This is a genomic window from Stenotrophomonas sp. 1278, from assembly GCF_029892765.1.
In the GTDB taxonomy this organism is placed as follows: Bacteria; Pseudomonadota; Gammaproteobacteria; order Xanthomonadales; family Xanthomonadaceae; genus Stenotrophomonas; species Stenotrophomonas indicatrix.
The window spans coordinates 53,917-79,462 of the sequence record NZ_JARXWD010000014.1; the positions used below are offsets into that span (position 1 = coordinate 53,917).

Annotated in this window: 26 protein-coding genes; 6 read left to right on the top strand and 20 right to left on the bottom strand. The window is 66.9% G+C overall.

Annotated elements, in window-relative coordinates:
* The first annotated feature begins 98 nt into the window (after positions 1 to 98).
* Positions 99 to 713, top strand: coding sequence for a LysE/ArgO family amino acid transporter (locus M2299_RS13225; RefSeq protein ID WP_099842158.1), 615 nt, complete (start codon positions 99 to 101; stop codon positions 711 to 713).
* On the opposite strand, the gene map is transcribed toward M2299_RS13225, so the two are convergent.
* From map to M2299_RS13300, 15 genes are all read right to left on the bottom strand, one after another.
* Positions 710 to 1,492: a type I methionyl aminopeptidase gene (gene map / locus M2299_RS13230; protein WP_280884503.1), complete on the bottom strand. Its 783-nt coding sequence runs from the start codon at positions 1,490 to 1,492 to the stop codon at positions 710 to 712. The genes M2299_RS13225 and map overlap by 4 nt on opposite strands.
* A 10-nt stretch (positions 1,493 to 1,502) precedes the next feature.
* Complete coding sequence (locus M2299_RS13235) at positions 1,503 to 1,715, bottom strand: ParD-like family protein (RefSeq protein WP_025873788.1); 213 nt, start codon at positions 1,713 to 1,715, stop codon at positions 1,503 to 1,505.
* A gap of 67 nt (positions 1,716 to 1,782) precedes the next feature.
* A complete protein-coding gene (locus M2299_RS13240) occupies positions 1,783 to 2,142 on the bottom strand; it encodes a VOC family protein (RefSeq protein ID WP_025873787.1) in 360 nt (119 codons plus the stop codon).
* A 189-nt stretch (positions 2,143 to 2,331) separates the two neighbouring features.
* Positions 2,332 to 3,216 (bottom strand): arginase family protein, encoded by an 885-nt coding sequence (locus M2299_RS13245; protein ID WP_280884504.1) that lies wholly within the window; start codon positions 3,214 to 3,216, stop codon positions 2,332 to 2,334.
* A 3-nt stretch (positions 3,217 to 3,219) separates the two neighbouring features.
* Positions 3,220 to 4,284, bottom strand: coding sequence for a GNAT family N-acetyltransferase (locus M2299_RS13250; RefSeq protein WP_280884505.1), 1,065 nt, complete (start codon positions 4,282 to 4,284; stop codon positions 3,220 to 3,222).
* Between the two features lie 32 nt (positions 4,285 to 4,316).
* On the bottom strand, positions 4,317 to 5,717 hold the full coding sequence (locus tag M2299_RS13255; RefSeq protein ID WP_089239694.1) for an aminotransferase class III-fold pyridoxal phosphate-dependent enzyme: 1,401 nt from the start codon (positions 5,715 to 5,717) through the stop codon (positions 4,317 to 4,319).
* A 48-nt stretch (positions 5,718 to 5,765) separates the two neighbouring features.
* Complete coding sequence (locus M2299_RS13260; protein ID WP_033830674.1) at positions 5,766 to 6,452, bottom strand: MtnX-like HAD-IB family phosphatase; 687 nt, start codon at positions 6,450 to 6,452, stop codon at positions 5,766 to 5,768.
* Between the two features lie 152 nt (positions 6,453 to 6,604).
* The gene (locus tag M2299_RS13265) at positions 6,605 to 7,807 is read right to left on the bottom strand and encodes a DegT/DnrJ/EryC1/StrS family aminotransferase (protein WP_280884506.1); all 1,203 of its coding nucleotides are present in this window, start codon (positions 7,805 to 7,807) and stop codon (positions 6,605 to 6,607) included.
* Positions 7,804 to 8,202: a DMT family transporter gene (locus M2299_RS13270; RefSeq protein WP_100435998.1), complete on the bottom strand. Its 399-nt coding sequence runs from the start codon at positions 8,200 to 8,202 to the stop codon at positions 7,804 to 7,806. The genes M2299_RS13265 and M2299_RS13270 overlap by 4 nt, the downstream gene beginning before the upstream one ends.
* Complete coding sequence (locus tag M2299_RS13275; RefSeq protein WP_025873780.1) at positions 8,199 to 8,558, bottom strand: EamA family transporter; 360 nt, start codon at positions 8,556 to 8,558, stop codon at positions 8,199 to 8,201. The genes M2299_RS13270 and M2299_RS13275 overlap by 4 nt, the downstream gene beginning before the upstream one ends.
* Position 8,559: 1 nt before the next feature.
* A complete protein-coding gene (locus M2299_RS13280) occupies positions 8,560 to 9,396 on the bottom strand; it encodes an alpha/beta fold hydrolase (protein ID WP_025873779.1) in 837 nt (278 codons plus the stop codon).
* 79 nt (positions 9,397 to 9,475) lie between these two features.
* Positions 9,476 to 10,855 carry a sensor histidine kinase gene (locus M2299_RS13285; RefSeq protein ID WP_099783323.1) on the bottom strand — a complete coding sequence of 460 codons (1,380 nt, stop codon included), beginning with the start codon at positions 10,853 to 10,855 and terminating at the stop codon, positions 9,476 to 9,478.
* Positions 10,852 to 11,523 (bottom strand): response regulator, encoded by a 672-nt coding sequence (locus M2299_RS13290; protein ID WP_025873777.1) that lies wholly within the window; start codon positions 11,521 to 11,523, stop codon positions 10,852 to 10,854. Before M2299_RS13290 ends, M2299_RS13285 begins: the two co-directional genes overlap by 4 nt.
* Before the next feature lie 131 nt (positions 11,524 to 11,654).
* Positions 11,655 to 12,779 (bottom strand): metallophosphoesterase, encoded by a 1,125-nt coding sequence (locus M2299_RS13295; RefSeq protein WP_280884507.1) that lies wholly within the window; start codon positions 12,777 to 12,779, stop codon positions 11,655 to 11,657.
* Between the two features lie 74 nt (positions 12,780 to 12,853).
* The gene (locus M2299_RS13300) at positions 12,854 to 13,303 is read right to left on the bottom strand and encodes a helix-turn-helix domain-containing protein (RefSeq protein WP_280884508.1); all 450 of its coding nucleotides are present in this window, start codon (positions 13,301 to 13,303) and stop codon (positions 12,854 to 12,856) included.
* 79 nt (positions 13,304 to 13,382) lie between these two features.
* Here M2299_RS13300 and M2299_RS13305 point away from each other — a divergent pair, with 79 nt between their 5' ends.
* Positions 13,383 to 14,564, top strand: coding sequence for an MFS transporter (locus tag M2299_RS13305; protein ID WP_280884509.1), 1,182 nt, complete (start codon positions 13,383 to 13,385; stop codon positions 14,562 to 14,564).
* A gap of 40 nt (positions 14,565 to 14,604) precedes the next feature.
* On the opposite strand, the gene M2299_RS13310 is transcribed toward M2299_RS13305, so the two are convergent.
* Entirely contained in the window at positions 14,605 to 16,020 is a 1,416-nt protein-coding gene (locus M2299_RS13310; RefSeq protein WP_025873773.1) for a GGDEF domain-containing protein, read from the bottom strand.
* A 287-nt stretch (positions 16,021 to 16,307) separates the two neighbouring features.
* Here M2299_RS13310 and M2299_RS13315 point away from each other — a divergent pair, with 287 nt between their 5' ends.
* Together M2299_RS13315 and M2299_RS13320 are read left to right on the top strand one after the other, a co-directional pair.
* Complete coding sequence (locus tag M2299_RS13315) at positions 16,308 to 18,554, top strand: TonB-dependent siderophore receptor (protein ID WP_280884510.1); 2,247 nt, start codon at positions 16,308 to 16,310, stop codon at positions 18,552 to 18,554.
* A gap of 141 nt (positions 18,555 to 18,695) precedes the next feature.
* Complete coding sequence (locus tag M2299_RS13320) at positions 18,696 to 19,670, top strand: cation diffusion facilitator family transporter (protein WP_280884511.1); 975 nt, start codon at positions 18,696 to 18,698, stop codon at positions 19,668 to 19,670.
* Positions 19,671 to 19,697: 27 nt separating this feature from the next.
* Here M2299_RS13320 and nfi read toward each other — a convergent pair whose 3' ends face one another.
* Positions 19,698 to 20,378: a deoxyribonuclease V gene (gene nfi / locus M2299_RS13325; protein WP_280884512.1), complete on the bottom strand. Its 681-nt coding sequence runs from the start codon at positions 20,376 to 20,378 to the stop codon at positions 19,698 to 19,700.
* A 94-nt stretch (positions 20,379 to 20,472) separates the two neighbouring features.
* Between nfi and gpmA the strand changes: the two genes are divergently transcribed.
* Positions 20,473 to 21,222: a 2,3-diphosphoglycerate-dependent phosphoglycerate mutase gene (gpmA, locus tag M2299_RS13330; protein WP_025873769.1), complete on the top strand. Its 750-nt coding sequence runs from the start codon at positions 20,473 to 20,475 to the stop codon at positions 21,220 to 21,222.
* Between the two features lie 157 nt (positions 21,223 to 21,379).
* A complete protein-coding gene (locus tag M2299_RS13335; RefSeq protein ID WP_280884513.1) occupies positions 21,380 to 23,470 on the top strand; it encodes a M13 family metallopeptidase in 2,091 nt (696 codons plus the stop codon).
* Between the two features lie 81 nt (positions 23,471 to 23,551).
* On the opposite strand, the gene M2299_RS13340 is transcribed toward M2299_RS13335, so the two are convergent.
* From M2299_RS13340 to M2299_RS13350, 3 genes are all read right to left on the bottom strand, one after another.
* Positions 23,552 to 24,112, bottom strand: a complete 561-nt coding sequence (locus M2299_RS13340; RefSeq protein ID WP_180831404.1) for a hypothetical protein — start codon at positions 24,110 to 24,112, stop codon at positions 23,552 to 23,554.
* A 98-nt stretch (positions 24,113 to 24,210) separates the two neighbouring features.
* On the bottom strand, positions 24,211 to 24,816 hold the full coding sequence (locus tag M2299_RS13345) for an HD domain-containing phosphohydrolase (RefSeq protein ID WP_025873766.1): 606 nt from the start codon (positions 24,814 to 24,816) through the stop codon (positions 24,211 to 24,213).
* A gap of 182 nt (positions 24,817 to 24,998) precedes the next feature.
* On the bottom strand, positions 24,999 to 25,514 hold the full coding sequence (locus tag M2299_RS13350; RefSeq protein WP_280884514.1) for a hypothetical protein: 516 nt from the start codon (positions 25,512 to 25,514) through the stop codon (positions 24,999 to 25,001).
* Positions 25,515 to 25,546 lie beyond the last annotated feature (32 nt).

Genomic DNA, 25,546 nt, shown 5'->3' on the forward strand with positions numbered 1-25,546 from the left:
CCTCTTCAGTTTTTCTGCACAGGATAAAGAAAAACCAGCTGGCCTTAACGAGCCCGTTGGTCGCACCCTGCGCCTCTTTTCAAGGTGGAGAGCGTCGGATGTGGATTGCTGCGGCATTGGCCGGCCTGTTTTCAGGTGCCGGCCTGATCATCGCCATCGGCGCGCAGAACGCCTTCGTGCTGCGGCAGGGGCTGCAGCGCCGCTACGTGGGCATGGTGGTGCTGGCCTGCATGGGCGCGGACATCGCGCTGATCCTGGCCGGGGTGGGCGGCATGGGGGCGCTGGTGCTGCAGTGGCCGTTGCTGTTGCAGGTGCTGCGCTTCGGCGGGGCCGCTTTCCTGCTGTGCTATGGGCTGCAGGCCGGGCTGCGCGCGTGGCGCGGTGGCAGCGCGCTGGCCGCGGCCGATGCCAGTGGTGGCAGCCGGCGGCAGGTGCTGCTGGCCTGCCTGGCGTTCACCCTGCTCAACCCGCACGTGTACCTGGATACGATGGTGCTGCTGGGCAGCCTGTCCACGCGCTACCCGGGTGACCTGCGTTGGGTGTTCGCAGCGGGCGCCTGCGTGGCCAGCGTGCTCTGGTTCTGCGGGCTGGGGTTCGGCGCTCGGTTGCTGCAGCCGGTGTTCCGCAACGCGGCAGCATGGCGGTTGCTGGATGCTGGCGTGGCGGCCTTCATGCTGTGCCTTGCGCTGCTGTTGCTGCTGCGCCCGCTCTAGGCCGCATCCACCGCGCACAACGGGGTTTCACCAGGGCGCAGGGTCAGCACGCGCACGCCGTTGCCGGTTACTGCCACCGTGTGCTCGAACTGCGCCGACAGCTTGCCGTCGCGGGTGTACACCGGCCATTCGTCCGGCTGCTGGCGGATCGCCGGCTTGCCCTGGTTGAGCATCGGCTCGATGGTGAACACCATGCCTTCCTGCAGCTCCATGCCGGTGCCGGCATGGCCGTAATGCAGGATCTGCGGCTCCTCGTGCATCTCCTGGCCGATACCGTGGCCGCAGTACTCCTTGACCACGCTGTAGCCGTGGCTGCGGGCGTGGCGGGCGATGGCGTGGCCGATATCGCCCAGGCGCGCGCCGGGCCGCACGGCGGCGATGCCTTTCCACATGGCCTGGTAGGTCACCTGCACCAGCTTGCGCGCGGCGTAGTCGGCATCACCCACAACATACGTGGTGCTGGAATCGGCAATGTAGCCGTTCTTCTCCAGCGTGATGTCGAGGTTGACGATCTGGCCATTGCGCAGCACGTCATCGGCCGACGGCATGCCGTGGCAGACGACGTTGTCGATCGAGGCATTGAGCACGTACGGGAACCCGTACTGCCCCTTGCTGGCGGGCCGCGCCTGCAGCTCGTCGACGATCATCCGCTCGACGATGTCGTTGATCTCCAGCGTGCTGCGGCCCTGCAGGGGCAGGGCGTCGAGCATGGCGAAGACCTGAGCCAGCAGGCGCCCGGACTCGGCCAGGCGGTCGATCTCGTCGGGGCGCTTGATCATGGCCATTGGCTCAGGCCCGCCCGGGGGCAAGCAGCTGCGGCTGCACACCGGCGGCGCGCAGTTCACTGGCGACGACGTCCTGGAAGCTCAGGGTCGGGTTCATCTCGCACAGCATGCCGACCCGGATCCAGAACGTGGCCTGGGCGTTGATCGAGCGGTTGGAGACGGTGCAGGCACGGCGCAGCTGGTCGTGCAGGGTGTCATCGATGTTGACGATGCCCATGGGCGTTCTCGATTGGGAATATATGAAGAGTATACGAAGCGTATATTCCCGTTCAAGCGCGTGGCATTCAGCCAGCGTCGGTGGCGAAGCGCAGGCGGTTGCCATCCGGGTCGACGATCAGCATCTCGCGGCTTCCCCAGTCGGTATCGTGTGGCGGCTGCTCGATGGGTACTCCCGCAGCGCTGAACGCGCGGTGCAGGCCATCGACGTCGGTGACGATGAAATACACCGCACCGCCCACCTCGCAGTCGCCGGTGTGTTCGGTCAGGAAGATCGTCTGGCCTTCGCGGGTGAGCTGGGCGAACAGCGGGAAGCCGGGTTCGAAGCGGTGCTCCCAGTCGACGATGAAGCCCAGGCCCTGCACGTAGAAGGGCAGGCTGGTATCGGCATGGCGCATGCGCAGCTGCGGGATGACGGTCTGGGGCATGGCGGCGGCTCCGGGGGCAGACGTCCAGTGTAGTGCCGGCCGCTGGCCGGCATCCTCGTGAGCCCGGGAACAATGAGGTTGCCGGCCAGCGGCCGGCACTACCGACTCTGCCTGGGTCTGGCAGGTGCCAACCTTGGTTGGCACATCGTGGTACAGCTACCGGCCAGCGGCCGGCACTACAGGGCGGGGTCAGCAGGCCGTCGGAACGGCGGCCATCGCCGCCAGCAGTTCGCGGTTCACCTGCTGGTGCTGCTGCTGCCAAGCCGGAAGATCATCGGCGCTGACGTCGGGCTGCCCATCCAGCGATGACAACCAGCGCTTGAAACGGCTCTGGTAGTTGGCAAGTGACACCTCGCCGGTGATGTCGCTGCCCACCAGTCCACCGGTGCGCAGGGCCTCGATCACCATCAGCGCGTGTTCAAGCTGGAAGCGGCCCTGGTCCCAGTTGCTGCGCGCGACATCTTCAGCGAACACGTCCTTGTCGATCGACAGGTAGGTCGGTTGAGGGGCCTGCGCCTGTTCGGCGGCGAACGCGGCGACCAGGGCCTCGGGATGGTCGAAGCGGCGGAAGGCAGCTGCCATGCCCACGCGGCTGGCCCAGCCCACATCCACATCCATGCACCAGTAGGTCAGCCGCCGCCCCAGCAGCGGCCGCCAGTGGTTCTCCCACGCATGGCCCAGGCCGATATCGGCGGAGGTGATGCCCAGCACATGCACCTGCGATACCTGTGGCAGTGCGGCGGCAGCATTGACCCAGGAACCGCAGTGCATGCCGAAGGGAAAGCGCATGTTGTCCGGATGGTTGTCCAGCACCACCAGCTGGAACGGGGCACGCGTGTGCAGGTGCTGCAGCAGCGGCAGGCTGAGATGGTGGAAGTCGCCGCTGCCGAGCATGACCGTGCCGAGCTGTGCCGGCAGCGGCCGAAGAACTTCAGTGGCGAAGCGTGACAGCGTGGCGTTGCGGCAGGCAAAGCGCAGCGGGTCATGCCAGTGCTGCAGCGCAAGCGTGCGTGCCTGTGGCAATGGCAGTACGCCACCATCGAGGTCGAGGATCAGCGGCGGACGCAGTTGCATCGGTCAGCCTCCTCCATCCGGCTCAGCCTGCAGGTGAGGGGCCAGCCTGCGCAGGACGGCGCGCAGCAGCGGCGAACGCGCATGCACCGCGTGTACGGTGGAGGTGAAGCGGGCACCCAGTTCGGCCTTGATGCGTGAATCGGTACAGCCGGCAACGTAGTGGCTGAGGCCGTGCTGCAACGCGTATTCCAGGTTGTGCATCCAGCTGACCGAGTACAGGTTGTGGTCGCGCGACTGCGGGTAGGACAGGCCGATGTACTTGTCCACCAGCTTGCCGGCATGCACGTAGCACAGGTTCCAGCCGATCAGCTCGCCGTTGTGGCGGTAAAGGAACAAGCGCCCCTGTCCCTGCGTGTCTGCCAGCAGGTGCTGGAAGAAGGGTAGCTCGAGCCGGTCGAAATGCACGGTGCTCTGTGCATACACCTGCAGGTACAGCGCATGCAGTTCGGCCTGCAGCCGCGGTTCGGCAAGGGCAGGGTCACCGGTGGCGATGCAGTCGATCTGCAGGTTGCTGCGTGAGCGCAGCTTGCGCCGGATGTTCTTGCGACGCGCTGCGGACAGGCGTGCCAGATAGGCGTCGATTCCATCGAAATCGATCGCCACCCATGCCAGCGGCATGCCTTCCAGCGGGATGAAACCGCGTGCTTCCAGCGCCTGCAGGAAGGCATGGCTGTGTGCGTTGGCGGCATCGCCCAGCAAGGGCGAATCGATCGCCAGATCCTTGACCACCAGCAGCCGGCTGTCACCGACGCCATGGCGCAGCACGTCGTCGGCCAGTGCCGCCGCAGAAACATGCCCCGGCAGCGGCGTGTACTCGGTGCTGGTGGCACCGATGAACCGTGTCTGCCAGGTCAGCCAGGGCCGCCACAGGCGCGACAGCGGCAGCCCCAGCAGGCGCGAGCGCAGTGCATCGTCCAGGGTTGTGGTCAGATCCAATGGCGCACGGAAACTGGGCAGGCCGCTGGGCAGGCGGCTGGCATCGAACCCCAGGGGCGGGTGGGCCAGGAAGCCCTCCAGCAGCGCGGCCGGTTCCAGCGCGGTGCTGGATACACGCGGGATCACGTCCATGCGGGGCACGGGAACCGGCAGCGCATTCCCGCTCAGCCCTTGGCCTTGGTCAGCAGCTGGTCCAGCAGGGTGATCGCCAGGTCGATCTCTTCGTAGGTGATGTTCAACGAAGGCGCGAAGGTGATCACGTTCTTGTACCAGCCACCCACATCGAGCACGAGGCCCATGCGCTTGCCGTCGTGCAGCAGGTCGCCGGCCAGGCCGATGTCGACCATGCGGTCCAGCAGTTCACGGTTCGGGGTGAAGCCATCGGCAGCGCAGATTTCCGCACGCAGTGCCAGGCCGAGGCCATCGACATCGCCGATTTCCGGATGGCGCTTCTGCAGGCCGCGCAGGCCGTCGAGGAAGTAGGCGCCCTTCTCCGGCACGGTGCGCTCGTAGTCCATCTCCTTGCCCAGCTTCAGCACTTCCAGGCCCAGGCGCGTGCCCAGCGGATTGGAGTTGAAGGTGGAATGGGTGGAGCCCGGCGGGAACACGGTCGGGTTGATCAGCTCTTCGCGCGCCCACAGGCCCGACAACGGGTTGAGGCCATTGGTCAGCGCCTTGCCGAACACCAGCACGTCCGGGGTGACATCGAAGTGTTCGATGGCCCACAGCTTGCCGGTGCGCCAGAAGCCCATCTGGATCTCATCGACGACCATCAGGATGCCGTACTTGTCCAGCACGCGCTTGAGGCCCTTGAAGAAGTTGCGCGGCGGAATGACGTAGCCGCCGGTGCCCTGGATCGGCTCGACGTAGAACGCGGCGTACTCGGCCTGGCCGACCTTGGGATCCCACACGCCGTTGTACTCGCTTTCGAACAGGCGCTCGAACTGGTGCACGCAGTGGTCGGAGTACTCGTCCGGGGTCATGCCCTTCGGGCGACGGAACGGATACGGGAACGGGATGAACATCGCGCGTTCGCCGAAATGGCCGTAGCGGCGGCGGTAGCGGTAGCTGGAAGTGATCGACGAGGCGCCGAGGGTGCGGCCGTGGTAGCCGCCTTCAAACGCGAACATCAGGCTCTTGCCGTTGCGCGCGTTGCGGACGATCTTCAGCGAATCCTCCACCGCCTGCGCACCACCGACGTTGAAGTGCACGCGGCCATCGAGGCCGAACTTCTCGTGCATGTCCACCGCGATGGTCTTGGCCAGCTGCACGCGCGTGGGGTGCAGATACTGGCTGGCGACCTGCGGCAGGGTGTCGATTTGGTCCTTCAGCGCATTGTTCAGGCGCTGGTTGGCGTAACCGAAGTTGCAGGCCGAGTACCACATCTGCAGATCGAGATAGGGGGTTCCGGCGGCATCGAACATGTAGCTGCCTTCGCAGCGCTGGAAGATCTTCGGCGGATCAACGTAGTGCACGGTGTCGCCGAAGGAGCTGTAGCGGGCTTCGTCTGCCAGCAGCTGTGCATCGGTGATGGCGGCATCGGCGTTCTTGTCAAAAATATTCATCGGTTCGGTTCCGGAGAGGGCATTCAAAGGAAGCAACGGGCGGAGCGATCAGGCGGTGGCGAGCAGTCGCGGAAGCGAGGGCTGAAGCAGGCTGCCGTCGAGAAGGCGCGGCAGCAGCGCAGTAGCGTCGTGGAAGGTGTCGATGGCGGCGTGGGGAATGCCGGCGTCGGTGCAATGGGCGATCAGGCGACGCTTGGCGAACACGAAATCGGCGTGTTCGGACACGCAGAAATCGGAGGCGCCATCGCCGATCATCAGCACGCGGGGAGCTTCGTCAGCACGCGCCTGCGCCGCGCAGGTGCACTTGCAGGTGCCGCTGCGGCAGCCTTCGGCCTGGTACGGAGATTCAAGCTGCCAATGGTCGTTACACCAGCGCAGGTGGTTGGCCACCACAGGCAGCGGCGGCAGGCCGTGGTTGGCGAGGATGCGATGGATTGCGTAGTCCAGGCCGTCGCTGACGATGCGCAGTGGCAGGCCCAACGCCTGCGCGCGTTTGACGAAAGCGGCAAAGCCCGGATCGATCCGTACCTGGTCCAGGTGTGCATCGAGGGTGGCCGGATCCAGCTTCAGCAGGCGGACCTGGCCCTGCATGCATTCACGCGAACCGATCTCGCCCGAGCGCCACTGGTCTTCCAGCTGCTGCCAACCGGGCTGGCCGAAGTTCTCCAGCAGTGAATCGATGACGTCCTCGAGGCTGATGGTGCCATCGAAGTCACACAGGATGCTCCATTGCATGGGCAGCTCCGTCGATGAAGAGAGGCCTTGGCACGATGCCGGCGACGGGGCCAATGTAGGCAGGCCGTCTTTCTCGTTCCTTTCCACCTGAAAGCCCGAACGGAGGCACTCGGGAAGCGTTCAGCCAGTAGGCGCGAAGCAGGCTTCGGCCACTACTGGCCTGCCAGTACCTTTACGATCTCGCGGGTGTCTTCGTGGGTCAGCCAGGGGCTGTTGCCCACGGTCAGGGAGCGTGCGGCGAAGTCGCGGGCATTGGGTACGTCCGCGTCCGCAACGATGCCTCGCAGATAGGCGTAGTCCGGCAGGGCATGGATGAACATGCGGCTGACACCCAGGCCGCGCTGCCACAGCGCTGACAGCGCTTTGTCACGTGCGCGTTCGCTCGGCAGCAGCAGCATCAGCATCGGCCAGGTGCCCTGGGTGCCAGGCATTCCGTCCACCACTTCAACGGCGGGAAGCGACTCCAGCTGCATGCGCAGCTGCAGCGCACGCAGGCGGGCGGCCTGCAGGAAATCGGGCAGGCGCTGTGCTGCGCGTGCACCGACGCTCTGCCGCCAGCGGCTGACGTGATGCTGCGGAATATCCAGTGGAAATACGTCACCCACCGCAGCTTCCAGGTCGCCGCGGCGCAGGGCACGCCGCAGCGGATTTCCATACACCAGCGACAGCAGGGAAGGGCGGTAGCAGGCCGCCAGGCCCAGCAGCTGCAGGCTGCGGGTCAGTTCCCAACGCGGCTTGAAGGGCGTGTGTCCTGCGGCCTGCTCGATCAATGCCGCACGCAGTTCTTCATCACGTGCCAGCAGCAGACCGCCCTCATGCAGGCTCAGGCCCTTGCCGGCGGCCAGGCTGAAGAAGCCGATATCGCCGCGCAGGCCGACGCTGTTGCCGGCCACGCGTGCGCCCAGTGCCTGTGCAGCGTCCTCGATCACCCACGCACCGACGCGGTGCGCAATGGCACATGCGCGATCAACATCAGCGATGCGCCCGCCCAGATGCGTGGGCACGATCGCCAGCGTGCGTGCATCGGCTGCGGCGTGCAGCGCCACCGGGTCGAAATCGAAATGGTCGCGGCGGGTATCGCACAGGTGTATGCGCAGGCCGAGGCTGTGCACGGCAATCGGTACCAGCGGACAGGTATAGGCCGGCAGGATCACCGTATCGCGCTGCGGCGCGCGCCTGCGCAGGGTGCGCAGGGCAATCAGCAGGGCATGGGTGCCCGAGCAGGTCAGCTGCAGCGGCGGCGTGCCCAGCTGCCCGGCGAGAATCGTGCACAGGTCGCCGCCGCCGGGAAGGAAATCGCTGGCCTGCAGGGGCAGGCCAGCGGTGGGAGGCAACTCGCGCGACAGCAGGCTCACGAGGCCGCTTCGGTAACAGCATGCGGATCATCCGCCTCGGCACGGCCCAGGCAGATGATGCCGGCCACGATCAGCACCGCACCGATCAGGTGATGCAGCGTCAACGGTTCGTGCAGCAGCCACGCCGACAGCAGCAGCACGCTGATCACTTCCAGGTGCGAGGCCGCGAACGCAGGGCCGATCGGCGCGTGCCGCAGCAGGCTCATCCAGGTGAAGAACGCGCCGACGTAACCGAGCATCGCGCCGTATACCCAAGGCTGTGACAGCACGCGCAGCAGCCATGCGCTGTTGGCCTCGACCGGCAGCGCGGCGTCGCCGGCGTACTTGAAGCACAGCTGGGCGAGGGTGTCGAAGGCCATCAGCAGCGGGAAGCCGACCAGGTACAGCCGCCTCATGTTCCGGCTCCGACCACGGCAACGCCGGCGCTGACCAGTAGCATGCCGGTCACCCGCAACGGCGTCAGCCGCTCGCGGAACAGGATGCGGCCGGCCACCATCAGCGCGACGATGTTGATCGAGCCGAGCAGCACGCCCTGCGACAACGGCACCAGCGACAGGAAGGCGATCCAGGCGACGAATTCGAGCACGTAGCAGGCGATGCCCAGCCACAGCCAGGGACGGCCGAACATGTGTTTCCAGCGCTGCAGGCCTTCGCCGTCTTGCGGGTCGCTGGCGGCAGCCTTGAAGGCCAACTGGCCGCCGGTGTCGAGCACCACGTTGACCAGCCACAGCAGGGTCGCAAGCGATCCCATCTCAGGCGACCGCCTGCAGCACGCCCGCACGTTCGCCGATGTCGCTGAAGAAGCGCGCGCTGCGGCGGATCACCTCGCGCCGTTCGCGATCGATGGTGATCATGTGGTAGCTGTCTTCCAGTACCACCAGTTCGGTCGGGCCACTGACGCGCGAGATCACCAGTTCGGCATTGCCCATGCTGGCCACGTCGTCCTCGCGGGCATGCATCACCAGGCATGGTGCCGTGACCTGATGCAGGTGACGGCGCGTCCAGGTGCTCAGTGCACGCATTTCGGCCAATGCATGCCACGGGTTGCCTGGCAGGCCGGCAGCGGCACTGTCACCAGAGAGCATGGCGGCGCTGACCTGCGCACGCAGGCGCTCGTCGCGCAGGCCGTACGGCGGCTCTTCCATGAACATGCGGTCGCGGCCGATGCCCAGGCGCTTGAACCACGGCAGCAGGAACGAGAAGCGTGCGACCGCCGGAATGTTCCAGCCGTCGTAGCGGAAGGTGGCGCCGTACACCCCCACGCCGGAGACCCAGTCCGGCCGCCGCGCGGCCAGCGCCAGCGCCAGCACCGCCCCCATCGACAGCCCGCCGACGAACAGCTGGTCGACCTTGCCACGCAGGTCCGCCGCCGCGTCTTCCACGCCCTGATACCACTGTTCCCAACGGGTCTGCAGCAGGTCCTCGACGCTGCCGCAGTGGCCGGGCAACTGCACGCCATGCACGCTGAAGCCCGCGTTGTTCAGCCCTTTGCCCAGCATGCGCATTTCGGCGGGCGTGCCGGTCAGGCCATGGATCAGCAGGACACCCTGCGGGCCACCGGGAAGAAAGAACTCATGGGATGCAGGCACCAGTCGGCTCCAGCGCGGCAGTCGGGAAGGTCAGCATCGCAAGCGCGATTTTCGGCAACCTTTCAACGGTCCGTCTGGATCAAGGGCCCTTCAGCAACGGTATGGTGATGGACACCTTCAGGCCACCGCCGGGACGGTTGAGGTAGCCCAGGCGTCCGCCCAGGTGCTCGACGGCCTCATGGGCGATGGCCAGGCCCAGGCCGGTGCCGCTGGCTGCAGTGCCGGGCGCACGGAAGAAGCGCTCCCCCAGCCGCGACATCACGTCCTCGGGCACGCCCGGGCCATTGTCTTCGACGTACAGCTCGACATCGTTGTCGTCCAGGGCCTGCACGCCGACGGTGACGGTCGCCTCCGCGCCGGCGTAGCGCAGGGCGTTGTCGATAAGATTGTCCAGCGCCTCGTGCAGCAGTGCGCCGTTGCCCAGTATCCGCACCGGCTGCTGCGGACCCAGGTAGCCCAGGTCGATGCCATCGCGGATCGCTTCGGGCACGCGCATGCCCACCCATTGCGGCACCAGCTCGGACACATCCAGCGCCTCCACCGTCTCCGGCACGGTCTGTGCCCGGCTCAACGCCAGCAGCTGGGTGCTGACGCGGGCGGTGCGCTGGTTGAGCCGGCGGATGTTCTGCAGCGCTTCACGCACGGTCTCTGGATCGCCGTGCGCCAGGGCTTGGTCCACGTGCAGTGCCATGCCCGCCAGCGGCGAGCGCAACTGGTGGGCGGCATCGGCAATGAAGCGGTTCTGCAGCGTGATCATTTCCGCCTGCCGCGCGAACAGGCCATCGATGGTGCTGATCAGGGGCTGGATTTCCTCGGGCACGTCGGCATCGGAAATCGGTGCCAGCTCGCCGCGGCGCTGGGCCAGGCGCGAGGTCAGCGGGGTCAGGATACGCAGGCCGTGGGTGACGCCGAACCAGACCAGCGCGGCCATTCCCAGCGCCAGCATGGCCATCAGCGGAATGACGATCATCAGGATTTCGCGCGCACGCTGGCGGCGGTCGGCCATGCTTTCGGCCACGGTCACCGCCAGCTGGTCCTGCGGATCGTTCATCGCCTGGGTGCAGACCGTCGACATGCGCACCTGCTGGCCGTTCAACTCGCCTTCGTACAGCGCCGGGTGCGTGCCGCTGCAGTCCTGCGAGGGCGCATAGGCGCTGAAATCTGCGTTGCCGGCGATGGTGCCCAAGCGGCTGCTGTCGACGTTGAAGTAGCGATGACCGTCGGGGTCGTACTCGATCAGAAAACGTGCCTGCGGAGACAGGTCGCTGCTGACCGGCATCGTGCTGAGCATCTGTGCGAACGACACGGTGTCATCGGTCAGGTTGCGGTCGTGGATGCGGTTGGAGTAGTCCAGCGCCACGTAGTAGGCCAGCAGCGTGTTGAAGGTCAGCAGGCCCAGCATCGGCAACGCCAGGAAGGCGAGCAGGCGCCGACGCAGGCTGGGCGGTCCGCTGATCACGCGCTGGCGTCTTCCAGCATGTAGCCCAGCCCGCGCACCGTGCGGATGCCCATGCCGCCCGGCTGCAGCTTGCGGCGCAGGCGGTGCAGGGCGATGTCCAGGCCGTTGTCGGTCAGGTCCTGGCCCCAGTCGCACAGGGCCTCCACCAGCTGCGCACGCGAGACGATGCGCTCGGCACGCACCGCCAGGGCGGACAGCAGGCCGAATTCGCGCGCGGTCAGTTCCAGCGTCTGCTCGTCTATCCACACACGGTGACCGGTCAGGTCCAGGCGCAGGCGGCCGATGCGCAGGTCGGGGTTGCCGTTGCTGGTGACCCGGCGCAGTTGTGCGCGCACGCGCGCTTCGAATTCGTCCAGCGCGAAGGGCTTGACCAGGTAGTCGTCGGCTCCCAGGTCGAGCACGCGCACGCGCTCGGCCAGGCCATCGCGTGCGGTGACCACCAGCACGGCCAGGCCATCGCCGCGCTGGCGCAGCCGTTGCAGCACGTCGCGGCCATCCAGCTGGGGCAGGCCCAGGTCCAGCACCAGCAGCGCGTACTGGGTGGAGTTCAGGGCGGCATCGGCATGCGCGCCGTTGTCCACGTGGTCGACCACGTGGCCCTGCCGGCGCATCGAGGCGCACAGGCCAGAGGCGATGTCCGGGTCGTCTTCTGCGATGAGTACGCGCATGCGCGGGGCTCCTGGGGGCGGATGGGCCGCCCGCTGGACAGGGCGGGCCTCTCGGCTGCCGAGGGTAGCGGCAAACGGGGTGGAGGTGGCAGGCGTGGGGGGCCCAGGCGCACCCGGCGCTGGCCCTTCGTTCAGTCCTGCAGGCCAGGCTGGCCCTTGGCCAGTGGCACCCGCGATCCGTCCAGCAGGCCGCGGCTGAGCTTGCCGTCCTCGATGAACAGCAGTTCGCCGTTCTCGCCATTCTTGATGCTGCTGTCGATGGCAATCACGCGGCCGTCGTGGAAGCTGCTGACGTGTGGCATCGAGGTGTGGCCGACCACGATGCGCTTGAGCTGGAGACGGTCGAGCACCGCCTGCACGCCCTGGCTGTCCAGGCGCCCGTCGAAGTAGCCGCGGTACCAGATCGGGCTGGTCTTGCCGTCGTACAACGGTGCGGTGGCGGGATCTGCCTTCACCTCGGCCTTGGGAATGCCCAGCGAGGCCTGGTAGGTGGCATTGGTGTGGGCCGGGTCCAATGCCATCTGCACCGCTTCGGGCGAGATGCCGCCATGCAGGAACAGGGTATCGCCGATCTGCAGCAGCACCGGCCGCGTGCGCAGCCACTGGCCGATCACCGAGTCGGCAGCATACAGCTGCGGGTAGCTGCGACCGAGCAGCTGCGCGCTGCGCAGGTACTTCGGATTGACGTAACGCAGGTCGTCGTACAGCACCATGGTCTCGTGGTTGCCGAGCACGAAATGCACCGCGCCACCGGCGGCGGCTGCCTGCTGCTGCAGGCCATACAGCAGCCAGAACGCTTCGGTCACCTGCGGGCCGCGATCGAACACGTCGCCGGCGATCACCAGCGTATCCGTGCCCAGTGCCCAACGGTCCTGCGTGTCGATCACCCGGTTGGCGCGCAGCAGGCGGACCAGCAGCGCGTACTGGCCGTGGATGTCGGACACGGCGACAATGCGCGGCACGGCCGGCAGTACCGATGCCGACGGCACGTTCGGCGGCAGCACATGCACCGCATGCGGGTAGCCGCAGCGCGCGGTAACCTCCGTGCCATCGGTTCCGGCCTGCACGCTGTGGGTTTCCACCTGGTCCTGGCAGATCCACTGCGCTTTCAGCTGCGCGCCCTCACGGAACAGGTAAGGGCCGTCGCTGTCCACGTGCTCTGCAGGTGCTGCCACGTCGCGGGCAGAGGCCAGTGGTGCGGCCAGCAGCAGGACCAGTGGCAGCAGGATCGACAGGGTTCGGGCGTGGTTCGGCATCGGCGGCATCCAGCGGCAGGAGACGAGCGATGCTAACCGCCCACGAACGCCACCGGTGTGCGCGAACGGGCGGATCAGGCCCGGCCGCCTCCCCCCTTGAGCTTGCGCACGCGGGTATCGGCGGGGCGCGCGGGCTGGCCGTCACGGCCATGGGGTTGCATGTAGGGCAGTGGCCGGCGGCTGCTGGATTCGATCAGTTGCGAGTGCGCTTCGCCAGCAGCGAAGCAATGCCGTTCTCCCCATTGGCGCAGGGCCACCAGCAGCGGGAACAGGTCCTGGCCGGCCGCGGTCAGCACATAGTCGTGGTAGGCGCTGCCATCGGCGGCGGGCTGCTGCACCAGCAGCCCCGCCTCGACCAGGCGCCGCAGGCGGTCGCTGAGGATGTTGCGCGCCGCGCCCAGGCTGCGCTGGAAATCGCCAAAGCGACTGACGCCATCGAAGGCATCGCGGATGACCAGCAACGCCCAGCGGTCGCCGAGCAGATCGGCGCTGCGGGCCACGGGGCAGGGGCTGTTGGCGTGCATGGCGGACTCTCTCGATTGTGGTTGCAGTTTAAAACCAGTGGCGCTACCGTGCACCTGGTTTCAAAATGCAACCACACTGATGATGCCTTCGCTGTCCCGCCCCGTGTTGGGCCTGCTCGCCATTGCTGCCGGTGCCAGCGTGGCCAATGTCTATTTCGCGCAGCCGCTGCTGGAGCGCCTGGCCCATGATTTCGCCCTGGATGCCGCCGTGGCCGGTGCAGTGCTGGCTGCCACCCAGGCCGGCAGCGTGCTGGCCCTGCTCGGGCTGCTGCCGTTGGCCGACCGTGGCGACCGCCGTCGATTGCTGCGGGTGCAACTGCTGGCGCTGGTGGTGGCTCTGCTATGGCTGGCCGCCGCCCGCAGCACCGCGTGGTTGCTGTCGGGCATGCTGCTGGCGGGTCTGCTGGGTACCGCGCTCACCCAGGGACTGATCGCCTACGCCGCCAACCTCGCTGCACCGGAGCAACGCGGGCGGGTGGTCGGCATGGTCCAGGGCGGCGTGTTCATCGGCCTCCTATCGGCACGCGTGGTCTCAGGTGCGGTAGCCGCCGTAGCGGGATGGCGCGCGGTGTACCTGCTGTCGGCATTGCTGATGGCGGCGCTGGCACTGCTGCTGTGGCGGCGTCTGCCGCACGTGCCGGTGCCCGCAATGCCACCGTCGTGGCGCAACCTGCTGCGTTCGATGGCCGATATGCTGCGGCAGGATCGCGCGCTGCGCGAACGCGGGCCGCTGGCATTGTTCCTGTTTGCCGGTCTCAACGTGTTCTGGGCCGCGGTGCCACTGCCGTTGTCGGCGCCGCCGTTGAACTGGTCGACCGCCGCCATCGGCGCGCTGGGCCTGGCCGGCATCATCGGCGCACTACTGGCAGCGCGGGTCGGGCACTGGATGGATCGTGGCCTTGCCCACCGGGTGAGCCTGGGGGCGCTGCTGCTGATGCTGGTCGCCTGGGTGCCGTTGCTGGGCCTGCCGTACTCGCTGGCCCTGTTGCTGATGGGCGTAGTGGTGCTGGATCTGGGCGGGCAGGCGTTGCATGTGTCCAACCAGGCCCTGCTGCTGCGTGCACCGGCCGAACAGCATGGACGCCTGGTGGCGCTGTACATGCTGTTCTATGCCGTGGGCAGCGGTGTGGGGGCTGCGGCAGGCACCTGGACGCAGGCGCGCTATGGGTGGCCGGCGGTGTGCGCGCTGGGCGCGGGCATCGCGCTGCTGGCACTGATGTGGTGGGCGACGTGGCGCATACCGCGCAAGGACGCTGCGTAGCGTCGAGACCGCCCGGCGCCACGTCACGCGCGCTGCAGGCTCAACGTTGCAGCGCGCGTCGTCCCGGAGCTTCCGGCAGTGCGTCGTCGGCCACCACCACCCGGTTGCGGCCCTGTCGCTTGGCGGCATACATCGCCGCGTCGGCGCGCGCCATCAGCCGCTCGTAATCGGGATGCCCATCGTGTCCGGCCACGCCGATGCTCGCGGTCAGCGCCAGCGTCTGTCCGTTGGGCAGGGTGATCGGCGACTGTGCGATCTGCCGGCGCAGGCTTTCGGCGATCACCTCCGCCTGTGACTCGCTTGCCGCCACCAGCACCACCACGAACTCCTCGCCGCCGTAGCGGAACAGGTAGTCGCTGCCTCGGGTCTGCTGGCCGAGCAGAGCTGCGACATGCTGCAGCGCGCGGTCGCCGGCGTCATGGCCGTGGCCATCGTTGATCGCCTTGAAATGGTCCAGGTCCAGCAACAACAACGAGAACGGCGTGTGGTTGCGCGTGGACAACTCGATCTCACGGCGCAGCACGGTCGGCAGGAAGCGCCGGTTGAGCAGGTTGGTCAACGCATCGCTGCCCGCATCCAGTTCACCGATGCGTTCGAACAGCAGGGTCATCAGGTTGCGGATGGTGGCCAGGTCTTCGCGGATCATCGGCAGGGCGGTCAGCCGCCGTGCCGGATCTTCATCGGTGGCGCGCTGCAGGCGGCTGTCGATGCGGGCCATCAGCTGGCCCACCTGCTGCGTCTCGCTGCTTTCGCCGAAGCTGGGAATGCCCTTGTGGGTGAACCACAGGCCGAATTCCGAGCTCGCCAGACTGGCGTTGTCGGCACCGGTCGCATGGCCGGCGAGGGTGTACAGAAGGCTGTTTTCCCAATCCAGCAGCAGGGCGCGCTGGCGCTCGCGCTCGGTGCTGACATTCTGCACCAGCGAGAACAGCCGGTACGCCGCATCGGTGCGCGAAGAGCGCTCACGGGCGTGCGTATAGGCCAGCGTCATGCCTTCCATGGCGATGTCCATGATCGCGCTGAGGCAATCGATGGCGGCGAAGGCGGTGTCGTTGTCAGCGGCATCGGCGCGCAGGCGGATGAACAGCTCGTGCTTGAGTACGCGCGCACCGCGGGCCACCAGGTCCACCGGAATACCGACCCGTGCGTGCACATCGCCGATCACCCGTTGTGCGGCGACGGTAGCGGCAATGCCATCCGCATCGGTGGTCAGCAGCTGGGCCAGCCAACGCTGCATCGCCGGTTGCAGGCGCTGCTTGACCTGTTCGTGGGACAGGAAGCGGCGCGCACGCGTGTCCTGCAGCAGCACTTCGTAGAAGCGCTGCGCCAGCGTCGGCGGTGCATCGGCGGCCACGGCATGCAGCAGCGCGGCGGCGGCGGGGCCGGCCAGCAGCAGACACTGCTGCCAGGCCTGGGCCAGCGGTTGGCTGGCTTCGTCCAGTTGGGGTGTATCCACGTCGATCTCTAACGGCGCACAACAGACCACGGTATCGGCCGCAGCTGTCGACGGTTGATGGCAGGGAAGCCGGCCAGTTTAAGCGCCATGCAGGCCGAAAAACGCGGATGAAGCACATGCCGGCCGATGCCGCAATGCGTTGACGCATTTGAGAATCACTCGCATTTATGAAAAAATGACGGCAGGAACCGGCATGCGGGCATTCCGCAGTGATCGTTCCGCCTCCCCCGTCGCCGCCTCCTGCCCTATGCCAGAGGCTTCCGTTGCCCTGCCAGAAGGTTCAGAACATGCCTGCAAACACTCTTTCACCGCGCCCGCTGGCGCTCGCCGTCGCTGCACTGCTGGCCACAGCTGCCGTCACCGCCCATGCGGAAACCGATGCCACCGATATCGACACCGTGCATGTCACTGCCTCGCAGATCGCGCGGCAGGCGCTGGGCACTTCCACCATCACCGCCGAGGACATCGCCAAGCGGCCGCCGGTCAACGACATCGCCGAACTGCTGCGGACGATGCCCGGCGTCAATCTGACCGGCAACAGTGCATCGGGCCAGTACGGCAACAACCGGCAGATCGATCTGCGCGGCATGGGGCCGGAAAACACCCTGATCCTGATCGACGGCAAGCGCGTGGGTGCACGCGACGCGGTGCGCATGGGCCGCAGTGGCGAGCGCAACACGCGCGGCGATACCAACTGGGTGCCGGCGGAAATGATCGAACGCATCGAAGTGCTGCGCGGCCCGGCAGCGGCACGCTATGGCTCGGGTGCCTCCGGTGGCGTGGTCAACATCATCACCAAGCGCCCGACCGGCGACCTGACCGGTGCGGTTGACCTGTACGGCCTGGTGCCCGAACACAGTGCCGAGGGCGGCAGCGAACGCCTCGGCCTGCAGCTGAGCGGCCCGATGACCGACACGCTGTCGTTCCGGTTGTACGGCAACCTCAACAAGACCGATGCCGATTCGCTGGATCTCAACCGCGACTTCGCCACCGGTGCCAATGCGGTACCGCCGGCGGGCCGCGAAGGCGTCAAGAACCGCGACGTCAACGCGCTGCTGCGTTGGGACGTGACCGCCAACCAGGTGGTCGAGTTCGAGGCCGGTACCAGCCGCCAGGGCAACATCTATGCCGGCGATCGTGCGGTCAGTACCACTGGTACCTCCACCGGTGTCGACCTGGCCGCGCTGGCCGAGCAGCAGGCCGAGACCAACCGCATGTATCGCACCACCGGCGCGATCACCCATCGCGGACGCTGGGGCGATGTCAGCTCGCGGCTGACGGCAGCGGTGGAAGGGGTCAACAACTCGCGCATCAACGAAGGCCTGGCCGGCGGCCCGGAAGGCAGCTTCAATGGCGCCGACTGGTCGACCTCGCGCCTGCGTAACTATCAGCTGGACGGCGAGGTCAGCTTCCCGACCACCCTCGGCGGCGCGGAGAACGTGTGGACGCTGGGCTTCGATTACCTCGACAGCCGGCTGACCGATCCCTATTCGATGAGCCAGTCCAGCAGCAGCGGTGGCGGCATTCCGGGCCTTTCGGCCGATCGTGCACGCGGCAAGTCCGATGCGCAGACCACCGCCGTCTACGTGGAAGACAACATCTACCTCGGTGAGCGCTGGATCGTGACCCCGGGCCTGCGTTTCGACCATCACAGCCAGTTCGGCAACAACACCAGTCCGAGCCTCAACGCGCAGTTCCGGCTCAACAGTGACTGGGTGGTCAAGGGCGGCATCGCACGCGCCTTCAAGGCGCCGAACCTGTACCAGTCCAACCCGGACTATCTGTATTACACCCGTGGCAACGGCTGCCCGAACGCGTTGCCGAGCCTGGGCGCCGGCTGCTACATGCAGGGCAATGCGGATCTCAGGGCAGAGACCAGCCTGAACAAGGAACTGGGCGTGGAGTGGGCACCGCAGAGCGGCTGGCAGGCCTCGTTGACCTATTTCCACAATGACTACAAGGACAAGATCCAGGCCGGTTACACCCAGATCGGCCTGACAGCCGACCGCAAGGGCCGCATCTTCCGCTGGGAGAACGCACCCAAGGCCATCGTGCAGGGGCTCGAGGGCAACCTGGTGATTCCGCTGCTGGGCGAGCAGGGCGACCGCCTGAAGTGGAGCAACAACTTCACCTACATGGTGGAGAACGAAAACAAGAGCACCGGCCAGCCGCTGTCGGTGATTCCCAAGTACACCGTCAACACCATGCTGGACTGGCAGGCCACCGAGCAGCTGTCGCTGCTGCTGACCGGCACCTTCTACGGCAAGCAGGAACCGGCCACGGCCAACATCAACAACGATCCGCGCTGCACCGCCAACTGCGATGCGTCCACCGTGCTGCAGACCCGCAGCGCGTACAACGTCTGGGGCGTGAGCGCGCGCTACAAGGTGACCGACACGGTCAGCGTGGGCTTCGGCGTCAACAACCTGGCCGACAAGCGCCTGTTCCGCGAGGCCAACAGCAGTGACGCCGGTGCGGCGACCTACAACGAACCCGGCCGCGCGTACTGGGCCAGTCTGCGTTTCGGCTTCTGATCATCAGGCGGTGGTGCCGGCCGTTGGCCGGCACCCTCCCGCTTCGCGCCAGCCGTGCATGCCTGCAATGTTATAAACACCGTGATAGTTTCCCGACACCCGCCGGCGTAGCCTGACTCCCATCGCTAAGGAGCTGTTGCCATGGGTCACGACCACGATCACCTGCCATCCGAGATCCGCCACGAGAAACCTTTGTGGTGGGCGCTCGGCCTGACCTCCACCTTCCTTGTCGTGGAGGTGGTCGGTGCGTTCTGGACCAACAGTCTGGCACTGCTGTCCGATGCCGCGCACATGGCTACCGACACCCTGGCGCTGATGATCGCGCTGGTGGCCGTGCGGCTGAGCCGGCGCCCGCCGGACGCGCGCCGTACCTACGGTTATGCACGTCTTGAAGCACTGGGCGCGATGATCAACGGCGCAATGCTGTTCGTGGTTGCCGGCTACATCCTGTGGGAAGCCATCGGTCGCTTCCGCCAACCGCAGGAGATCGCCTCCACCGGCATGCTGGTGATTGCAGCGGTCGGCCTGGTGATCAACATGATCTCCATGCGCCTGCTGCAGGCCGGCAGCGGCGAGAGCCTCAACGTGAAGGGCGCCTACCTGGAAGTGTGGGCCGACATGCTCGGCTCGGTGGCGGTGATCGCCGGCGCGCTGTTGATCCAATGGACCGGCTGGAAGCCGATCGACCCGATCCTGGCCGTTCTGATCGGTTTGTGGGTGCTGCCGCGCACGTATGTGCTGATGCGCGAGGCCATCAACGTGCTGCTGGAAGGCGTGCCCAAGGGCATGGACGTGGCCAGGGTCCGCGACCGCCTGTCCGACCACGACGCAGTGCTGGACGTGCATGACCTGCACGTATGGGCGCTGGCGTCCAGCACGCCGGCACTGACCGCGCACATCGTGATGCGCGAAGGCGACGACGCCGACCGCCTGCGGCGCGAACTCGGTGATCGCCTGCACGATGATTTCGGTATCGAACACGTGACCCTGCAGATCGAAGTCGACCACTGCGGCGAAGCCTGTGGCCAGCCGTCGGCGACGAAGGACGACGATCACGCCGGGCACGATCATGCAGCTGCCGATGCGCAGGGCCATCGCGGTCACGTGCATCGCTGAAGCGGGTGTGGCGGCCGGTGCCGGGCGCTACCTCTGTTCGTCGCGCCGCGAGGCCAGCCGATCCGCCAGCCGGGTCGGCTCTGGCAGGCGATAGCCGCGCAGCGTGCGCTGCACCCAGGCCAGCGCGGTATCGGCACTGACCCGATGCCCGCCGGCGACGAACAGCGGCTTGCAGCGCAGCTTGCTGCGCAACACCCAGCCGAGCTGCTCGCCGCCGTCCAGCAACGGCGTGTGCGCGCCGGCCTCAGGGTCGGGCTCGATGAAGCGGCCCACCAGCTTCGATTTGGCCACGCCGATGCTCGGCAGGTCGGTCACCACGCCCAGGTGTGCGGCAATGCCCAGCCGGCGCGGATGGCTGATGCCATGGCCATCGACGAACACCAGGTCCGGTGCGCGCGGCAGCGACGCCAACGCAGCCAGCAGCGCCGGCAGTTCGCGGAAGCTGAGCAGGCCCGGGATATAAGGCATCACGGTGGGGATGCGGGCGATTTCCTGCGCCACCGGCTGCAGGGTGTCCGCGTCGAGCAACACGGCCGCAGCGCGGGTGATCGCGCCGTCTTCCTCGAAGCCGACATCCAGTCCGGCCAGCAAGCGCACGGTAGCGGGCAGCCGGTCCTGCCGCTGCACGCGGGTCGCCAGCTGCTTCTGCTGTTCGCGGGCGGCGCTGACGCTGCCTTCCCAGCGCCCGGGGTCGATCAGTGTATTCATCGGTCACAGGATGACATCCACACCGCCACGGCGCGGTGAGCGGGCGCCGGGGCTACAATGGCCGCCTGCCTTTCCTCGCGTTGGAGACCCTGCAGTGACCCGTAAACTCGTACTGTTGCGCCATGGCCAGAGCCAGTGGAACCTGGACAACCGCTTCACCGGCTGGGTCGATGTCGACCTGACCGAGCAGGGGCGCCGGGAAGCGGCTGCCGCCGGCCGCCTGATGCGCGAGGAAGGCCTGCAGTTCGACGTCGCCCACACCTCCGTGCTCAAGCGCGCCATCCATACCCTGCAGGGTGCGTTGGCCGAGCTGGAGCAGGACTGGCTGCCGGTGAACAAGTCCTGGCGCCTCAACGAGCGCCACTACGGTGGCCTGCAGGGCCTGGACAAGGCCGAGACCGCCGCCAAGCATGGCGAGGACCAGGTCAAGGTGTGGCGCCGTTCGTACGACATCCCGCCGCCGGCGATGGACCTGGAAGATCCGGGCCACCCGATCCACGACCGCCGCTATGCCGGGCTGGATCGCAACGCGCTGCCGGGCACCGAATCGCTGGCCACGACGCTCGACCGCGTGCTGCCGTACTGGCACGACGCCATCGCGCCGCAGTTGAAGGATGGCAAGACCGTGCTGGTCACCGCCCACGGCAACTCGCTGCGCGCGCTGTACAAGTACCTCAACAACGTCTCGCGCGAGGAAATCCTCGAGCTGAACATCCCGACCGGCATTCCGCTGCTGTTCGAGTTGAACGACGACCTCACCGTGAAGTCGTTCCGTTACCTGGGTGATCCGGAAGCGGCACGCAAGGCCGCCGAAGCCGTGGCCAACCAGGGCAAGGCGCGGTAGATACCCACCGTTGGTGGGTATTCCCCTGCTGGGTGTGTGCGGACCAACGGTCCGCACCTACCCGGTTGCGACCACGGGCGTTCCCCCTGTGACCTTTGGCCGGTCCCCACCATCGCCGCAGCGGCTACGCTGGACGATTCGCCGTTGGAGACACGCCATGAATGTCCGCAATCTGGTCCCGCTGGGCCTGACCATCGCCATCGCCGCTTCGCTCGCCGCCTGTGGCAAGAACGAGACCGCGCCCGCTGCCGACGCCGCCAAGCCGGCGTTCGACCAGTCGCAGATCAAGACCGCGCTGATCAGCCTCAACAGCGCCGATCTGGATCCGTCCATCGCCGCGTGTACCGACCTCAACGGCTTCGTCAACAGCAAGTGGCTGAAGGCCAACCCGGTGCCGGGCGACCAGACCACCTGGGGCAGCTTCGAAATCCTGCGCGAGCGCTCGCTGGAAGTGCAGCATGCGCTGGTGCAGCAGGCCGCCGCCAGCCAGGCCAAGGCCGGCTCGGTGGAAGCCAAGATCGGCGACATCTGGAAGACCGGCAACGACGAAGCGAAGATCGAGGCCGCCGGCCTGGCGCCGCTGCAGCCGACGCTGGACAAGATCGGCGCGCTGAACGACACCGCCGCCATCACCCAGTACCTGCGCGACAGCCAGGCGCAGGGCCAGGGCGTGCTGTTCTCGCTGTTCGCCAATGCCGATTACAAGGATTCGGCCAACGTCATTGCCTACGTCGGCCAGGGCGGCCTGGGCCTGCCGGAGAAGGGCTATTACTTCGACGACGCGCAGGCCAGGATCCGCGACGCCTACGTGGCCTACATCGCGCAGGTGCTGACGCTGTCCGGCGTGGACGCGGCGCAGGCTGCCGAACAGGCCAAGGCGGTGATGGCGTTCGAGACCCGCCTGGCCAAGGCCTCGATGTCGCGCATCGAAATGCGTGACCCGGCCAAGCGCTACAACCCGCTCAGCGCCGCCGACGCGGACAAGCTGACCCCGAACTTCAGCTGGACCGCGCTGTTTGACACCCTGAAGGTGCCGGCCGCGCAGAAGTTCTCGCTGGCCCAGCCGGGCTTCTTCAGCGAAATGGACAAGATGCTGGCCGACGTGCCGGCCGCCACCTGGCAGTCCTACCTGCGCTTCCACACCATCGACGACGCCTCGCCGTACCTGAGCAGCCAGTTCGAGAAGGCCAACTTCGAGTTCTACGGCAAGACCCTGCGCGGCCAGCAGGAAATGCAGCCGCGCTGGAAGCGCGTGCTGGAGTCGGTGAACGGCGGCATGGGCGAAGCCCTCGGCCAGCTGTACGTGGACGCGGTGTTCCCGGCCGAATCGAAGGAGGCCATGCAGCACCTGGTGCAGAACCTGTCGGTGGCGCTGAAGGCCCGCCTGGAGCAGCTGCCGTGGATGGGCGAGGAAACCAGGAAGAAGGCACTGGAAAAGTGGGCCAGCTTCACCCCGAAGATCGGTTACCCGGACAAGTGGCGTGAGTGGACGGGCCTGCAGACCAACGGTGACAGCTACCTGGGCAACATGCAGGCAGCGCGTGCGTTCAACTACCGCTACATGCTGGACAAGATCGGCAAGCCGGTGGACAAGACCGAGTGGGGCATGACCCCGCAGACCGTCAATGCCTACTACAACGCCACCAAGAACGAGATCGTGTTCCCGGCGGCGATCCTGCAGGCACCGTTCTTCGATGCCAAGGCCGATCCGGCGCTGAACTACGGTGGCATCGGTGCGGTCATCGGCCACGAGATGATGCACGGCTACGATGACTCGGGCAGCCAGTTCGCCGCCAACGGCAACTTCGACAACTGGTGGACCGACAGCGACCGCAAGGCCTTCACCGAACGCACCGACCGGCTGGTCGCACAGTTCGACGGCTATGAATCGGTGCCGGGCGTGTTCGTGAAGGGCAAGCTGACCCTGGGCGAGAACATCGGCGATCTGGGTGGCCTGACCGTGGCCTACGATGCCCTGCAGATGGCGCTGAAGGAGAACCCGAAGGCGAACGTCGAGGTGGACGGTCACAGCCAGGACCAGCGCTTCTTCATGAACTGGGCCACCGTGTGGCGTCGCAACTTCACCGACGGTGAGCTGCGCGTGCGCCTGAACACCGATCCGCATGCACCGGCGAACTTCCGTGCCAACGGCGCGCCGTCGAACATGCCGTCCTATGCCGCCGCGTTCCAGTGCAAGGCCGGTGATGCGATGGTGCGTGCGGACGACAAGCGCGTGGTGATCTGGTAAGCGATTGCCGGTAACGCGTGAAGCAGAAGGCCCGGCGAATGCCGGGCCTTCTCGTTGCAGTCGGCTAGAACAGGCGGCAGATCAGCCCGGGCATTTCAGGTACTGCGACAATGTGGCCTGCCATGCGCTGGCCGGGTCGAAGCCTGGCACCAGGCCACCGCCCTTGCCGGTGAAATTGGACATGCCATGGGCCAGCATGTAGGTCGGGGTGTACGAGGGCGGCCCCATGCGCTTGCTGAAGGTGCAGATGCCAGCGACGTAGGCTGGCGCCTTGTCGGGGCTCAGCTGCGCCTTCAATGCGCTGTCGAAGCGACCGAGATTCTCCTCGCCCATGGCCGAACCGGCCATCGCCTTCAGCGCGTTGTAGGCAGCGTGTCCCGTCTCGTCTGCGACGCGCTGGCGATCGAAATGGGCGAACACGCCGGCGATGTTGTAGAGATCGATGGCGTCCTGCATGCGTCCATCCTGCACGCAGCGGGGCAGGGCATTCATCAGGGTGGCAGGTGAGGTGCCAGCGGTGACCTGGTTGCGCGACAGGCATGCGGCGGCTGGCGCGGTGCCATCCTGCTGGGCCTGCGCGAACGGCGTCAGGGCCAACAGCAACAGGCCCAGCGGTGCGGCGATACGGGTGTTTCCTTTCATGGGTGATGCTCCTCGTAAGCAGGGCCATCTGCGGCCGACCCCAGCTTGCGGGGATCGGCGCGGCTGCGCAAGCGAGGTGCCGTCCAGCCGGTGAAGGCTCAGGCCAGCGCCGGCTCGTTCCTGAGCATGCCGTGGAAACGCTGCAGCACGTAGGGATCGATCAGGCCACCGGCCTGCTCATCGAGGATCCGCAGCACTGTCTCGTGCTCCATCGCCGCGCGGTAAGGGCGCACGCTGGTCATTGCATCGTAGGCATCGGCAATGGTGACGATGCGGGCGCCGAGCGGAATGGCCTCGCCGTGCAGGCCATCGGGATAGCCGCTGCCATCGAACGCTTCATGATGGGCACGGATCAGTCGCGCGACCGGCGCGGCATCACTGCGGCCGGTGGCCAGGAAAATGTGCTCGCCGCGCACCGGGTGCTCGCGCATGATCGCGCGCTCTTCGTCGCTGTGCCGGCGCGGGCTCAGCAGTACCTCGTCGGGGATGCCGATCTTGCCGATGTCGTGGAAGCGCGCGGCCAGGCCGACCTGCGCACAGGCGTCCTCATCCAGGTCGCAGTGCAGGGCAAGGTGCTGCGCAAGAAGGCCCACGCGGTCACAGTGGTGGCGGGTATAGGCATCACGCATCTGCAGCGACATCGACAGGGCGTCGATCAGGCAGGCCTGCGCGTGCAGGAGGTCGGGAGGTCTGGGCTGGGGCATCGGAACTGGCGGCGCGGCGGAGCTGCGCAGAAAACGGAAAGGCCCGCGAGAGCGGGCCGGGGCGGCGCATAGGGTACCCGCATCGGTGTCACGCGGGGGGCATCGACGGTCCCGCGTGGGGCTGTGCGTTCAGTCGCATGCAGCATTTGGCCCCGGCCGCATCGCAACCGGGGCTGCGCGGATCAGCCGGTGGTCTGCAGGTGGATGCGATGGGCTTTGGCGAAGGCGTCCTGCGCGTCGCTCAGGGTCTGCATGTCTTCGTCCATCCTGGTCACGGCCTCGTCCAGCGTCTGCAGCAGCGGGGTGACCTGTTCTTCGCTGTAGCCATCGGGCAGGGCGGCCAGCTGTTCCATCACGGCGAACATCTGTTCGGTGCTCTTCAGGGAATCGAGCAGGTTCTGGTGCAGTGCGTCGGCGTCCTTGCCATGGGTGAACTGCTGGACGAAGACCAGCCGGTCGGCGATTTCCTTGTGCGCGTTCTTCAGGCCGAAGCGATGCTGCTGCATGCTCTTGCCGTCCTGCAGCGACGCATGGAAGGACTCGCCGTTCGGGCCGTTGGTCCATTGCTCGACCATGCTGACCGTGCCGTTCCAGCTGGCGACATTCTCATGCAGGTAATCGCGGTTGCTCATGCCGCTGTGGCAGGCCGCAAGCAGGCCCAGGCTGGTGGCGAGCAGAAGGGGGGCGAAACGATTCACGGCAACACTCCTTGTCGCGGGCGCAGGAAACG